Below are 13941 nucleotides of genomic sequence, written 5' to 3' on the forward strand. Positions count from 1 at the left end.
TTAAAGGCAAAGGCGTCAAAGCGCAAGGATACAACCTTACAGTGATGCCGTCATGCAATAACTGATCATGCAGCCGCGAATTCGCGCGACAACAACGGTGAATAACCTTCGACTTTAGTTCGAGGTAGAACCAGTGCCGGCGGAGGCGCTGCCGGACCGATATCGATATCCGGATGGTGCGTGCCGAAGAAGAAATTCAGCAGAGGATGGCGCGCTTTCACATAACGCTGCTCGAACGTCGCGATCTCGAAGGCCATGACGCGGTGGGGAATGTTGCCGACATGGCGCAGCGGCACCGGACCTTGCTCAGGGAACACGTCGGTGAACAGCAACTGCTCGTACTGGCGGTCCACTGGTGGGCGCCCGGTGGCGACCGAATAGTCGATGGCGTTGTCTTCGCAATACATGAAGCAGGCCTTGATCAATGCCACCTTGACCATACGTCCGACGCGGCCTTCGTCGATACCCAGGCGGGTGGCCTCGACCAGGCGGCGGCCTTGCAGCCAGTCAGGCAGCACGATCGATTCCTCGACGCCGAGCGGGCGGTAAAGGTTGGTGCGAATGCGGGTGCTGCCGAGGGCCGAACCGTCCAGCTTCGACTCGGCCAGCAGCACGATGGTGTCGGATTCGTAGTCGGCCGCTTCCGGCTCCGCCAGCGAGCGTGCGAACTCGGGGACGTGGCGCGCATATGCTGCATGACGGATCCGTACGGCTTTCAACAGGTCGGACTCGGTCTCGACCCGGCGAACGGTAAAGGGAAGCCGCTCGACACTGAGGCCGGCAGCGCGTGCCTCGCGCTTCTTGCGTTCAGTGCGCGCCGCGGCGCTGGCGGGAGTGGTTGCGACTGGGTCGAAGAGCGACATCGGGGTTTCCTTAGGATTGAAATTGTGAAACAGAACTTGCCTGCTTCAAATTATCAATCCGTTCAGAAATATTTTAACTGCTGAGCAAGCGTACTTTTTCCCTTCTATTTGTCCTACATCATTGAAAGATTTGTCCTACAACAAAGTACACTCGTGCGTAACTTTGTAGCCACAGTATTGCTTGCAGGCGCTTGGCCTATGCCACCCGCATATTCATGCGCTCACTGCATCGTGCGCGCGCTGCCGGAGACGCGGATCGAGCTGCCCGGTTCGTCGCCGATCTCGGCCGTCAGGCGCGAACGCATGCCCATGTCCTCGCCCTGCACCACCTCGATCCGTCCGCCGTGCGGCCACCCGATGTCGCGCAGGTAGCCGGCGAAGGCGGCGGTGCCGGCGCCGGTGGCCGGGTCTTCCAGTACGCCACCGGAAGCGAAGGGATTGCGGGTATGGAAGCGCTGCGGCGTCTCGGCCCAGGCCAGCACGATGGTGACCAGGCCGTGCCCGTTCATCAGGCGGCGTCCGGCTTCGAGTTCGTAATACATGCGCGCCAGGGCCTCGCGGCTGTTCAGGGCCAGCACCAGATGGTCGTTGCCGCCATGGGCGATCGCCGGCGGGATGCGCGCGTCGAGATCGGCGCGCGTGTAGCCGAACAGGGCCAGCGCGGCCTCGACCAGGGCGGCGGGGGCAGGGCTGCTCCGGGTCGGCGGCGACTGCAGGCTGGCGGCGACACGCTCGCCTTCCTTGCGCCCTTCGACCGAGATCTGCGCCGCATTCAGCGTGAGATCGAAGCGGCCGTCGCCGAAGCGGCGCGCCAGTGCAGCGCCCAGGGCGATGGTGGCGTGGCCGCAGAAGGCCACTTCGGATTCCGGCGAAAAATAGCGGACCCGCCACGCCTCGCCTCGCGGCGCCGCGAAGGCGGTCTCGGAGAAGCCGACCGCGTGCGCCACGGCCGCCATCTCCGCATCCGGCGGCAGGGTGTCGCCGATCCAGACGCCGGCGGGATTGCCGCCGACGTCGCCATCGGAGAAGGCGGCGATGCGCTCGACGTGTTGAAGCGAGCCATGCATATACTGGGCTTCTTTCATGACGGTCCTTTTTTTGTTGGAGGGCCGGCCATCATAATCCGCGCCGGCAAAGCTTGCCGGGACGCGCCCGATTCCTGTCCTGCTTGACCTTGCGGGACAGGGCCGCTAGTATTTAGACATTCATCTAATTAGAAAGCGATCTAACATGGCAGGACCGTTGAACGAGGTGTTCAAGGCCATCGCCGATCCGACGCGGCGCGAGATCCTGCGCCTGCTGCGTCACGAAGAGCTGAGCGCGGGCGAGGTGGCGGCGCATTTCGACATGAGCAAACCCACCATGTCGCACCACTTCGCGGTACTCAAGGGGGCCGGCCTGATCACCAGCCGGCGTGAGGGACAGACCATCTGGTATTCGCTCGACACCACGGTGCTCGAGGACGTGCTGGCCTGGTCGATGGACATGGCGCGCGGCGCCAGGAAGGGCAAACGATGAAGCGTTACCTGTTCGTGTTCGCGGCCGTGGTGCTGCTGGTGCTGGCGATGACCCTGGCCATCTATCCCGCGCTGCCGGCGCAGGTGCCGGTGCACTGGAATGCGGCCGGCGAGGTCGACGGCTGGGGGCCGCGTGTCGACGTGCTGATGCACTCGGTCTTCCTGCTCGGCCTGGGCCTGCTGTGGCCGGTGCTGCCGACGGTGTCGCCGAAGCGCTTCGCGGTGGAGGGTTTCGCGTCGACCTGGTGGTTCAGCGGCATGGCGGTGGTGATCCTGATCGGCTATATCCAGTGCATGCACCTGTGGGCGGCGCACCAGGGCGGCTTCGCGATGGACCGCGCCATCGTCGGCGGGCTCGGGATGTTCTTTGTCCTGGCGGGCAATGTGATGGGCAAGGTGCGGCGTAACTTCTGGCTCGGCGTGCGCACGCCCTGGACGCTGGCCAACGACCGGGTCTGGTATGCGACGCACCGGCTGGCGGCGCGCACCATGGTGGCGGGCGGCGCGCTGGCGGTGCTGGTCGCGCTGGCGGGCTGGCATGGGGTGCTCGGGATCGGGGGACTGGTGCTCGGGGCGATCGTGCCGGTGGTGTTTTCGCTGGTGTACTACAAGCGCCTGGAGAAGGCGGATGCACTGTAGGGTGTTCGGCTTCGCCGAACGCGCGTTCAACTACAGGGTGAAATGAGGCGCACCGCCTACTTTTGCGCCGCTTGGACGCGCGGACGGGGAACCCGTCCACCCTACGACAGTCTATCCTGCAGCCGCTTCGCTAGGAAGTCCACCAGGGCCGACACCCGCGGCGCCAGCGCGCCCTGTTTGTAGAACACCGCCCATACCGGCTGGGTCCAGTGCAAGGTCGCGTCTTCCAGCACCGGCAGCAGCCGTCCCGCCTCGACGTCGGCGCGGGTGAGAAAATCCGATAGCGAGGCGATTCCCGTCCCCGACAGCGCCAGGTGGCGCACCGTTTCGCCGCTCGAGGCCACCACCGAGGGCGTCACCGTCCACCCTTCCGCGCCGGCGTGCCGCAGCGGCCAGGTATTCAGGGACGCCGGCGCCGTGAAGCCGAGCGTGCGGTGGGCTTTCAGGTCCTCGGCCGTGGCAGGCATACCGTGCTTTTCCAGGTACGCGGGCGCGGCCAGCACGCGGATGTGCGATGCGCCGAGGCGCCGCGCGTTCAGGGTCGAATCGGGCAGCGCGCCGATGCGGATCGCCAGGTCGGCGCGTTCCTCGATCAGGTCGACATAGGTCTCGCCGCTCACCAGTTCCAGTTGCACCAGGGGATAGGCTTCCAGGAAGTCCGGCAGCAGCGGCGCGAGCAGGTGGTCGAGCGCCGGGGTGGCTGCGTTCACGCGCACCAGGCCCGAAGGCTGGGAACGGCGCGCGGCGGCTTCCAGCTCGGTGTTGGCCAGGTCGGCCAGCAGGCTGCGCGCCCGGCCCAGCAGCCAGGTCCCCTCTTCCGTCAGTTGCAGGCGCCGCGTCGTGCGGTGCATCAGCGTCATGCCCAGGTGTTCCTCCAGGCGCGAGATGGTGCGCGAGACGCCCGAGGGAGTCTGGCCCAGGCGCTCGGCAGCGGCCGAGAACGATCCTGTATCTATGACGGCAGCGAAGGCAATCAGCGCGTCGACATCGATCATTTGTGACTCCACGTCAAAAGTCAATTGTACGCTAAGGCATTTTTCTGCGCTTGGCAAGCGGGCACACTGCGGGCCTTGCTTCACATCGGCAGACCAAAAGGAGAACACCATGCCACTCGCACTCTGGGCGCTCACGCTGAGCGCCTTCGCCATCGGGACGACGGAATTCGTCATCGTCGGCCTGATTCCCACCATCGCGGCCAGCCTCGGCGTCTCGGTGCCGTCCGCCGGGCTGCTCGTCAGTCTCTACGCGCTCGGCGTCGCCGTCGGCGCACCGGTGCTCACCGCCCTCACCGGCCGCGTGCCGCGCAAGCAGCTGCTGATCGGCCTGATGATGCTGTTCACCCTCGGCAACCTGGTCGCCTGGATGGCGCCCGGCTATGCGGCCCTGATGGCGGCCCGCGTGCTGACCGGCCTGGCCCACGGCGTGTTCTTCTCGATCGGCTCGACCATCGCCACCAGCCTGGTGCCGAAGGAAAAGGCCGCCAGCGCCATCGCCCTGATGTTCACCGGCCTGACCGTGGCCCTGGTGACCGGCGTGCCGCTCGGGACCTTCATCGGCCAGCACTTCGGCTGGCAGGCCACCTTCCTCGCCGTGTCGCTGCTGGGCGTGGTCGCCATCGTCGGCAGCTGGATCCTGGTGCCGAAGGACATCGCCGGCAGCAAGCCGGCCAGCCTGCCGACCCAGCTGGCCGTCCTGAAGAAGCCGCGCCTGCTGCTGGTCTATGCCATGACGACGCTCGGCTATGGCGGCTCCTTCATCGCCTTCACCTATCTGGCGCCGATCCTGCAGGAAGTCTCGGGCTTCGCGGCTTCCAGCGTGAGCCTGGTGATGCTGGTCTACGGCGTCTCGGTCGCGGCCGGGAACATCTGGGGCGGCAAGCTGGCCGACCGCAAGGGCCCGCTGCCCGCGCTGCAGATCGTGTTCGCCCTGCTGGCCCTGGTGCTGCTGGTCCTGGGCTTCACCGCGCCGAACAAATGGCTGGTGCTGGCCACCGTGCTGGCCTGGGGCGCCGTCGCCTTCGGCAATGTGCCCGGCCTGCAGGTCTATGTCGTCCAGCGCGCCGAGCGCGATGCGCCGCAGGCCGTGGACGTGGCCTCGGGCCTGAACATCGCCGCCTTCAACGTCGGCATCGCCCTGGGTGCCTGGGGCGGCGGCCTGGTGGTGGCCCGCTTCGGCCTGATGGCCACGCCACCGATCGGCGCCTTGATCGTCGTCGGCGCCTTTGCTTTGACAACCCTGGCCGGCTGGCTCGACCGCCGCGACGGCCTGCCGGCAAAGGCAGCCGTGAAGACCGCCGTCATCACCCACTGAACACGAAAGGAATGAACATGACCATGACTATGCCCCAACTCGGCCTCGGCACCTTCCGCCTGCAGGGCCAGCAAGCCATCGACTCGGTCGCCGCTGGACTCGAACTCGGCTACCGCCACATCGACACCGCCCAGATCTACGGCAACGAGGAAGAAGTCGGCGCCGCCCTCGCGGCGTCAACGGTGGCGCGCGACGAGGTTTTCGTGACCACCAAGATCTGGACCGCGAACCTGGCCGGCGGACTGGTCGCGCCGAGCCTGAAGGAGAGCCTGCGCAAGCTGCGCCTCGAGCAGCTCGACCTGACGCTGGTGCACTGGCCTTCGCCCGGCGCCCAGGTGCCGGTGCGCGAGACCATGGAAGCGCTGCTGGAGGCGCGCGAAGCGGGCCTGAGCGCCGCCATCGGCATCTCGAATTTTCCGGTCGCCCTGATGCGCGAAGCGATCGATGCGGTCGGCGCGGCCAACATCGCCACCAACCAGGTCGAGCTGCATCCCTACCTGCAGAACCGCGGCGTGGCCGCCTTTGCGCGTGAGATGGGCATCCACGTGACGGCCTACATGCCGCTCGCCTACGGCAAGGTGATGGACGACCCCGTCATCCGTGGCATCGCCACGCGCCACGAGGCGACCGCGGCCCAGGTCACGCTGGCGTGGCTGCTGGCCAAGGGTTACGCGGTGATTCCCTCGTCGACGAAGCGCGCCAACCTGGCCGGCAACCTGGAGGCCCCGCGGCTGGTGCTGGACGCCGGCGACATCGCGGCGATCGATGCGCTCGATCGGGCCGGGCGCCTGGTCAGCCCCGAGTTCGCACCGACCTGGGACTGACTATTCGTCCAGCTCCGGATAGTGGCGGAAGATGCCGTTTTCGTTGAACGGGATGCGCCGGCCCGATGCCAGGTAGGCCGCGATGTTGGGCCGCGCCGCCACCCGGTCGCGCAGGCGGCCCAGGGCGGGATACTCGCCCTCGAGCCGCTTCATCGCGTTCGGGAAGGCGTAGCGCAGGCCCTCGATCACCTGGAACAGCGAGAGGTCGGCGTAGGTCGGCTTGTCGCCCACCAGCCAGTCGCGCGGCTCGGGGTTGCTGAGGATGCGCGAGAAGTAGCCGAAGAACTTCGGCAGGCGCGTCTCGATCAGGTCGGCCGCGCGGCGCAGCGCTTCCGGCTTCTGGTCTTCGTAGTAGAGCGAGGTGGCGATGGGATGGTGGGTGTCGTGGATCTCGGCGACCAGGTCGGCGATGGTCAGCTGCAGCTGGTGGGTCCACAGGCGGCCCGGATCGCTGCGCGGCGCCAGCGCATGCTGTTCGCCAAGGTAGAGCAGGATATTGGCCACCTGGCCGATGGTCATCTCGCCCGCCTTCAGGAAGGGCGGCGCGAAGGAGGGATGGGATTCGGTGTCCAGCGCCGACATCAGGAGGTCCATGCCGCCCTCGCGGCGCGCCAGGTCCACGTAGTCGGCGCCGGCTTCCTCCAGGGCAAGCCGGACAAATTCGCCACGGCCTTGGATACCGGGCCAATAAAAAAGTTCGTACGCCATGGGTTGCCTCCGGGGTGGTTCGGTCTGGCGCAATTATTGACGATGAAAGCCAAGCGTGTCGCCGCACAAACATGGTAATCTTATAGTGCCTGTCAGGCGAAAACAAAAAGTCGCAAATTGGCAAAAAAGCCGATACCGAGAGAGAGACCTATGAACGCAAGCCTTCGCCGTGCTTCGCTTCGAAAATTCCTGACCCACCCCGGCGCCAGTTAGCTCCCGGCCCTTCATGGCAGAATGTCGTTTCTGCCGTGCTAGCCCGTCCTTGTGCGGGCATCCAAGATAAAGAATGTGGCGCCGCACCAAGCGCCCGCAACTTTACGCCGAATGGAGCAGCACCGTGATCTTCGCTCACTTATCCAGAAGTTGGCTGGCCCGCCGCGGCCAGTACACGCCCGCCTCGTGGATGCTCAGCATCGTGCGCAGCCTGCGCGTGCTGCGCTACTGGCGCGAACACCAGGCCCTGTGCCGCCTCGACCTGGTGCGCCGCTTCGTGGCGAGCGCCCCCGGCGACGACCTCTTCCACCACCTGAGCCACCGCAGCTATCTCTCGACAGACCTGAGCCCACGCCAGCGCGTGCAGTGCGTGCTCTCGCACTACCGTTTCGAAGACGCCGCCTTCAGCAATGCCTACCACCAGGCGGTCTACGGCGGCGGCGGGCTCACGCTGTGGCAGCACCTGTCGCAGGACGACAACGGTGAACACAGCTTCCTGATGCGCCTCGAGATGGCCCCGCGCCTCGACGCCGAGGGCGACCTCACCATCTCGCTGGTCGCCGACGGCAGGTACCTGCACCGCCTGTCCTATACCTGGGTAGACGGCCAGCTCGCGGGCGTCGACCTGCCGACGGTGCCCTTCGTCACCCGCAACCAGGGCCGCTGGACCGACTCCGGCGCCGCCTTCGCGGCCTTCGAAGAAGCCTTTCCCAACAACTCGCCGAGCTTCTTCTGCTTCGCCGCCATGCAGGGCGTGGCCCAGGCCATGGGCATCGACCAGGTGGTGGCCATCAAGTGCAGCGCGCACATCGCCTACGACCCGCAGGACGTCAAGCATTTCGAGAACGCCTACGACGGCTTCTGGAAGATCCTGGGCGGGGTCGAGATGCCGGGCCGCAGCTACCTGATCCGCCTGCCCTTTTACCTCAAGCCGCTGGCCGACATGCCGTCCAAGCACCGCAAGCGCGCCGCCCAGCGCCGCGAGTTCTGGCGCGCCATCGGCGACTCGACCCGCAGCACGATGCTGCGCCACATGGCGCCGGCCGCCGCCAGCCAGGCGCGCGCGGTGAGCGCGCCCGCCGTCGCCGAGGCCTGAGGCGGCCGCCTCGGGTTCGCGATTGCCTTCCCCGATCGACATCCTGCCGGCCGGCCCGCAGGACCGTGACGCCATCGCCGGCCTCTACGCCGAGGCCGGCTATGGCGCCGCCCTGGGCGCGGACGATACGGTGATCGTGGCGAAGGCCGGCGCCACCCTGGCCGGCGTGGTAAGGCTGTGCGCCGAAGAAGGCGTCACCGTACTGCGCGGGATGCAGGTTCGCGCAGCCTGCCAGGGCCAGGGCATCGGCGCGCGCCTGCTTGCCGCCTGCGTGCCCCACATGGCGAAGAACGCAACTTTCTGCCTGCCCTACACCCACCTCGAGCACTTCTATGCCGCCGCCGGCTTCGCGCGCGTGCACGGCGCCGCACTCCCTGCCATTCTCAACCAGCGCCTCGCCGCTTACCGGGAACGCGGTCAGGACGTGATTGCGATGCGTCGCCCGGCCGCCTGAGCCGCCCTGCCGCTTGCACCGTCTTCCAGCTGGAAGATGCTCACCACCGCGTGCAGCTCCGCCGCCTGCCGCCGCAGCGATTCAGCCGCCGCGGCCGCTTCCTCGACCAAGGCCGCGTTCTGTCCCGTCATTTCGTCCAGGTGGGCGATGGCGCCGTCCACGCGCTCGATGTCGGCGCGCTGCGAACCGGTCGCCGTGCCGATGCGATCGATGATGTCGTTCAGGCGCTGCACACCGTCCACCACTTTACGGATGGTCTCGCCGGCCTGGCCGACGAGCAGCGCGCCGGTGTCGACCCTGGCCACGGAATCCTCGATCAGGGCCTTGATTTCCTTGGCCGCCGCCGCCGAGCGGTGCGCCAGGTTGCGCACTTCGGCCGCGACGACAGCGAAGCCCCGCCCCTGCTCGCCGGCGCGCGCCGCCTCCACTGCCGCGTTGAGCGCGAGGATATTGGTCTGGAAGGCGATACCGTCGATGACCGAAATGATGTCGACGATCTTGCCGGACGAATCGTGGATCAGCCCCATGGTGGCGACCACCTGCTCGACCGCCGCGCCCCCTTCCAGCGACACCTTCGAGGCGTCGCCGGCCAGCAGCCTGGCCTGCTCGACGTAGTCCGCATTCTGCTGCACGGTCTCGATCAGGTGGCCCATCGACTGCGCCACCTGGGCCAGCGCGGCCGACTGGGTCTCGGTGCGGCTTGACAGATCGACGTTGCCGGTGGCGATCTCGGAGGACGCCGCCGCGATGGTCTCGGTGCCGCTCCTCACCTTGCTGACGATGGCCGACAGCTCCCGGCGCATCGTAGCCATCGCATGGATCATGCTCGCGGCACCCGCGCGCCGGGTATCGATCGGGTGGTACAGGCGCCCGTCCGCGATGGCGCGCGCCACGGCGGTGGCCTGGGCCGGCTCGCCGCCCAGCTGCCCGAGCAGGCTGCGCACGATGACCGCGCCGACCAGGGCGCACAGGATCACCGAGACCGCGCTCAAGGCCGTGATCCAGGTGCGCGCCTGCGCAGCCTCCTCGTTGGCGGCCATGCTGCTGGCGGCGGTGCGCTGCTGGAGCGCCTGTACCAGCGCGTCGATGTCGGCGACGATCCGGCGCCGCAGGGGGCTGCACTCGTTCACAAGGAACTGGCTATAGCCTTCCAGGTCCGCGCTGGCGCGGTAGGCGCGCGGACGCTCGAGCTCCTTCGCCATGGACAGCAGGCCGTCCCTGACCTTGCGGTACTGGGAGTCGCTTCCCATGGACGTGTCGAGCGTCGGCAGCACGGCGAGGTAGTCGGCCTTGAAGCTGTCGACGAGATCGAGTTCGCGCCGGGCGGAAGCCTCGTCCCTGAAGATATAGGCGTTGCGGGCGGCGATCCCGGTCTGGGCCAGGGCTTCGCGCGCCGCATAGAGCGGCTCGAGCTGGGTGTCGCGCACGCCATTCGCGGCGTCCAGCGCGCCCTGGATGCCATTGACCCGAGACACCGCAAACACGGCCAGGACCAGTGTGACGGCCAGAACCAGGCCGAAGGCCGTATAGAGTTGCCGGGCGATGGCAACACGGTGGAGGAGTTTCATGGTTATGGTCAATTAGTCAAAGAATCGGCAATTTAATCACATTTGTTGAATTTATTGCCGCACGATAACGATAATGTCCTTCATTTAATATATCTGCGTTGTATTTATGCTTCTCCTTCTGGCAAGAGAAACAACATTGCCGACTTTCCTTATCGTGGGCCTGTTGCCACCTTCGCCACACCCGCCCGGGTCCGTGTTACACTGCCGCCTCGCTAGGGGTCCTGGCGCGTGCGATCAGCGCGCTGCCGGGTGAGAGATACCCTTCGTACCTGATCTGGATAATGCCAGCGAAGGAAAGCGCAACGCAGTTCCCATCCTTGTTTGCCCTTCCCCCACGTTGGCTCCGGCTTTTTTGAAAAAGCAGCGCGCCATCTCGCATCGAACGTGGCGCGCGAAGACGAGCAAACCCATGACATCCACGCTGAAACAAACCGTCCTCGCCTGCGCAGTCCTGCAGGCCTTCTCCCTGAACGCTTCGGCGCAGCAGGCCGCGCCCGAAGGCGTCACCTCGGTGGTCGTCACCGGCAGCCGCTGGGTCGCCAGCGACCGCGCCAGCATCGGCGGCTTCACCGACGCCCCGCTGCTCGACACCCCGGCCTCGATCACCGCCCTCGGCACGACCCAGATGCTGGACCTGTCGATCCGCAACGTGACCGATGCCGCCCGCTTCGACGCCTCGATCGGCGACGCCTACAACGCGGTCGGCTATGCCGAGCAGTTCTCGATCCGCGGCTTCGCCCTGGACAACGCCACCAGCTACCGCAAGGACGGCATTGCGATTCCCGCCGACACCCAGATCCCGCTCGAGAACAAGGAGCGCATCGAAGTGCTGCGCGGCCTGGCCGGCCTGCAGGCCGGCGTCGCCGCACCGGGCGGCATGGTCAACTTCGTGACCAAGCGCCCCACCAATGCGCCGCTGAGGTCAAGCCTGGTCGAGGTGAGCGAGCGCGGCACCCTGCACGGTTCGATCGACCTGGGCGGCCGCTTCGAGGACCGCCGCTTCGGCTACCGTATCAACGCCGCGGCGGAAGACCTGAAATCCTATGTGCGCGGCGCCGACGGCGAGCGCCAGTTCGTGTCCGCCGCCTTCGACTGGCAGGTCACGCCGGATGCGCTGTTGCAGCTGGACCTCGACCACCAGCACCGTTCGCAGATCACGGCGCCGGGCTACCAGCTGCTGCGCAACGAAGTCCTGCCGTCCGGGATCTCGCCCAAGACCCTGCTGAACGACCAGCCCTGGACCAAGCCGGTCGAGACCGACAGCAGCAATCTCGGCCTGCGCTTCCAGGTCCGCCTCAACGCCGACTGGACCGCCACCGTCAACGCCAACAAGCACTGGTTCAAGCGCGACGACTACACCGCCTTCCCCTACGGCTGCAGCAACGAGGGCGATGGCTTCTATCCGGGCTACTGCTCGAACGGCGACTACGACGTCTACGATTACCAGAGCGTGGGCGAGCGCAAGACCCCGTGGGGCGCGCAGGCCATGCTGCAGGGGCGCATCGACACCGGCGCGGTGCGCCACCAGCTTACCGTTGGCGCCGCGATGTCCGAACGCCACGACAGCTTCGGCGAATACGTCTACGACTACGCGGGCTCCAGCAACATCTATCGGAACCAGGTCGTCGACCCGGCCCCGGGCAACCCGGCGACCGGTCCGGTCATGGAGCGCCGCAACGACCGCGAAAGCGCCCTGTTCGTGCAGGACGTGGCCACGCTGTCCGAGCGGTTCACGCTGCACACCGGCCTGCGCTGGGTAAAGCTCAAGCGCAACGAGAAGGCCGAGGTCGAGCTGCCATGGGCGCATGCGAACGACTCCTTCGTGCTGCCGAGCGTCGCGCTGGTCTACAAGCCGGCGCGCGACTGGAGCGTCTACGGTTCGCTCTCCCACGGCCTGCAGCATGGCGGCATCGCCGAGATGGGCACGACCAACGAGAATACCGTGCTCGACCCGAGCCGTTCGAAACAGATCGAGCTAGGCGTGAAGGGGATCGTCAACAACGCCATGATGGTGTCGGCCGCCGTCTTCGACATCAGGCAGGGCCTGGAATACGTGAACGCGGGCGGCGCTTTTGTCCGCGCCGGCGAGCAGCGCCACCGCGGGCTGGAACTGGCGGCCCAGGGCAAGCTGAACGCGGAACTCAACTACAGCCTGTCGCTGATGGCGCTCGACGCCGAACAGACCGGCACGGGCGACCCGGGCGTGGAAGGCAAGCGCGTGACCAATGTGCCGGAGCTGCGTTCGACCGCCTGGGTGGAATATGCGCTGCCGGCGATCCAGGGACTGAAGGTGGACGCGGTCTGGCAGTACTCGGGCAGCAAGGCCTTCGACCCGGCCAACCGCGCCATCGTGCCGGGCTACCACGTGGCCGGCCTGGGCACGTCCTATGCGCTGCGCGTGGGAGGCATGCACACCATCCTGCGCGCGCGCGTGGACAATGTGTTCGACAAATTCTACTGGCGCGACGTGACGCAGTCGCTGGGCGGCTACCTGCTGCCGGGCGCGCCGCGCACCTTCCGCGTGTCGGCGCAGTTCGACTTCTGAAGGTCAGCTTGATGCTTTTGTAGGGTGGTCGGCTTCGCCGACCGCGCGTTCAAACAGTCTCTGAACAGCGCATCATCCGATCGCAAGGGAGTTGAACGCGCGGTCGGGAGGACCCGACCAACCTACGAAGACCGCATATCCGCCGTCGCGGAATCAATCCCCCAGATCGGCCAGCTTGCCCAGGCAGCGCCGCTGGAAGCCATTCAGTCCGGTGGTGACGAAGCTGTCGTCCTCGTAGATCACTTCCGCGTCGAGCAGCAGGCGCAGCTTGGCGATGCGGTCGCCCTGGGCCAGGGCCTGGGCCAGGTGCGAAGAGTCCGGATCGCCCATGCGGGCGATTGCATCGACCACCTCCACCGGGAACTCCCAGTGCGCGGCGATCACCGATGACAGCAGGCGGCTGGCCGCGAACAGCTCGACACCGAAGGTCCCGGAACCCGGCACCTTGCCTTCGCAGATGCGGTCGGCCACCTGGAAGGCCACCTGCAGGCCCACGTTCTGCATCAGGCCCGCCAGGTAGGATTCGAACACGCCCGCGGACAGGCCGGGCGCCATCACGCTCGCGGCAAAGGCGCAGCGCTCGGAATGCTTCCAGACCGTGGGCGCCACCTGGCGCGCCACGCCCTGCACCTTGGTGCGGATCAGCGGACGCATCGCGATCTTCGCCAGCAGCATGCGCAGGCCGTTCAGGCCAAGCATCGTGACGGCTCCCTCGAGCGTCTCGATCGGCTTGGCCGGGCGATAGTAGGCGCTATTGGCCTCGCGGATCACTTCGGCGACCAGCACCAGGTCGCGTCCCACCTCGGCCGACAGCACGGCCGTCGAAATATTTTCGTCAGACAGCGCTCCCAGCAACTGGGCTACCAGCTCGGGCACGCGCGGGACCAGTCCCGACGCGCCTTCGGGGTCGGCCGCCAGGGCCCGCACCTCCGCCAGTACCCGCTCCTCCAGCTCACGAGCGAGATTACTGCCGCTCGAGGCAGTCAGATAACGGTAATAGGCGGCATCGATTTCCGCCGCCAACGCTACTTCATCCATCGCCACGGCCGTTCCAGCGCCGGCGGCGACTTCTGTCTCCTTGTCGCCGCCTAGCAAGCGGCCGATCCATTTTTTCACAGTACACCGCCTGTCAATATCGGTACAGACAGCTATTTTAATACCACAGGGAAACAATTGATATCTAAAAAAAGTCTCCGCATCCGCG

13 protein-coding genes and 1 riboswitch are annotated in these 13941 nt (G+C 66.6%); of the genes, 7 read left to right on the plus strand and 6 right to left on the minus strand.

Translation table 11 applies throughout. The features are described 5' to 3' along the window. Nucleotides 1–65: 65 nt before the first annotated feature. Together ACQ7JA_RS06335 and ACQ7JA_RS06340 are read right to left on the minus strand one after the other, a co-directional pair. A complete protein-coding gene (locus ACQ7JA_RS06335; protein ID WP_430895674.1) occupies nt 66–863 on the minus strand; it encodes an N-acyl amino acid synthase FeeM domain-containing protein in 798 nt (265 codons plus the stop codon). A gap of 221 nt (nt 864–1084) precedes the next feature. Beyond that, nucleotides 1085–1948, minus strand: a complete 864-nt coding sequence (locus tag ACQ7JA_RS06340) for a PhzF family phenazine biosynthesis protein (protein WP_430895676.1) — start codon at nt 1946–1948, stop codon at nt 1085–1087. 145 nt (nt 1949–2093) lie between these two features. Here ACQ7JA_RS06340 and ACQ7JA_RS06345 point away from each other — a divergent pair, with 145 nt between their 5' ends. Both ACQ7JA_RS06345 and ACQ7JA_RS06350 read left to right on the plus strand, forming a co-directional pair. Next, nucleotides 2094–2381 (plus strand): autorepressor SdpR family transcription factor, encoded by a 288-nt coding sequence (locus ACQ7JA_RS06345; RefSeq protein WP_430895678.1) that lies wholly within the window; start codon nt 2094–2096, stop codon nt 2379–2381. Continuing rightward, nucleotides 2378–3019, plus strand: coding sequence for an SdpI family protein (locus tag ACQ7JA_RS06350; RefSeq protein ID WP_430895680.1), 642 nt, complete (start codon nt 2378–2380; stop codon nt 3017–3019). The genes ACQ7JA_RS06345 and ACQ7JA_RS06350 overlap by 4 nt, the downstream gene beginning before the upstream one ends. Before the next feature lie 101 nt (nt 3020–3120). Here ACQ7JA_RS06350 and ACQ7JA_RS06355 read toward each other — a convergent pair whose 3' ends face one another. Beyond that, nucleotides 3121–4014 (minus strand): LysR family transcriptional regulator, encoded by an 894-nt coding sequence (locus ACQ7JA_RS06355; protein ID WP_430895682.1) that lies wholly within the window; start codon nt 4012–4014, stop codon nt 3121–3123. Between the two features lie 109 nt (nt 4015–4123). Between ACQ7JA_RS06355 and ACQ7JA_RS06360 the strand changes: the two genes are divergently transcribed. Both ACQ7JA_RS06360 and dkgB read left to right on the plus strand, forming a co-directional pair. Further along, a complete protein-coding gene (locus tag ACQ7JA_RS06360; protein ID WP_430895684.1) occupies nt 4124–5329 on the plus strand; it encodes an MFS transporter in 1206 nt (401 codons plus the stop codon). A 23-nt stretch (nt 5330–5352) separates the two neighbouring features. Next, entirely contained in the window at nt 5353–6153 is an 801-nt protein-coding gene (dkgB, locus tag ACQ7JA_RS06365; RefSeq protein ID WP_430896112.1) for a 2,5-didehydrogluconate reductase DkgB, read from the plus strand. Here the strand turns inward: dkgB and ACQ7JA_RS06370 are convergent, their stop codons facing one another. Further along, the gene (locus ACQ7JA_RS06370; protein WP_430895686.1) at nt 6154–6861 is read right to left on the minus strand and encodes a glutathione S-transferase; all 708 of its coding nucleotides are present in this window, start codon (nt 6859–6861) and stop codon (nt 6154–6156) included. A 286-nt stretch (nt 6862–7147) separates the two neighbouring features. On the opposite strand from ACQ7JA_RS06370, the gene ACQ7JA_RS06375 reads away from it, so the two are divergent. Together ACQ7JA_RS06375 and ACQ7JA_RS06380 are read left to right on the plus strand one after the other, a co-directional pair. Continuing rightward, entirely contained in the window at nt 7148–8170 is a 1023-nt protein-coding gene (locus ACQ7JA_RS06375; protein ID WP_430895688.1) for a DUF535 family protein, read from the plus strand. Between the two features lie 22 nt (nt 8171–8192). Then, a complete protein-coding gene (locus ACQ7JA_RS06380; protein WP_430895690.1) occupies nt 8193–8624 on the plus strand; it encodes a GNAT family N-acetyltransferase in 432 nt (143 codons plus the stop codon). On the opposite strand, the gene ACQ7JA_RS06385 is transcribed toward ACQ7JA_RS06380, so the two are convergent. Beyond that, complete coding sequence (locus ACQ7JA_RS06385; RefSeq protein WP_430895692.1) at nt 8588–10192, minus strand: methyl-accepting chemotaxis protein; 1605 nt, start codon at nt 10190–10192, stop codon at nt 8588–8590. The two genes, ACQ7JA_RS06380 and ACQ7JA_RS06385, sit on opposite strands and share 37 nt — an antisense overlap. Before the next feature lie 204 nt (nt 10193–10396). Then, a riboswitch (TPP riboswitch) is annotated at nt 10397–10505 on the plus strand. A gap of 96 nt (nt 10506–10601) precedes the next feature. On the opposite strand from ACQ7JA_RS06385, the gene ACQ7JA_RS06390 reads away from it, so the two are divergent. Continuing rightward, nucleotides 10602–12737 (plus strand): TonB-dependent siderophore receptor, encoded by a 2136-nt coding sequence (locus ACQ7JA_RS06390; RefSeq protein ID WP_430895694.1) that lies wholly within the window; start codon nt 10602–10604, stop codon nt 12735–12737. Between the two features lie 153 nt (nt 12738–12890). On the opposite strand, the gene ACQ7JA_RS06395 is transcribed toward ACQ7JA_RS06390, so the two are convergent. Then, on the minus strand, nt 12891–13853 hold the full coding sequence (locus ACQ7JA_RS06395; protein ID WP_430895696.1) for an HDOD domain-containing protein: 963 nt from the start codon (nt 13851–13853) through the stop codon (nt 12891–12893). Nucleotides 13854–13941 lie beyond the last annotated feature (88 nt).

This window comes from Massilia sp. BKSP1R2A-1, assembly GCF_050586525.1.
Classification (GTDB): Bacteria; Pseudomonadota; Gammaproteobacteria; order Burkholderiales; family Burkholderiaceae_D; genus Telluria.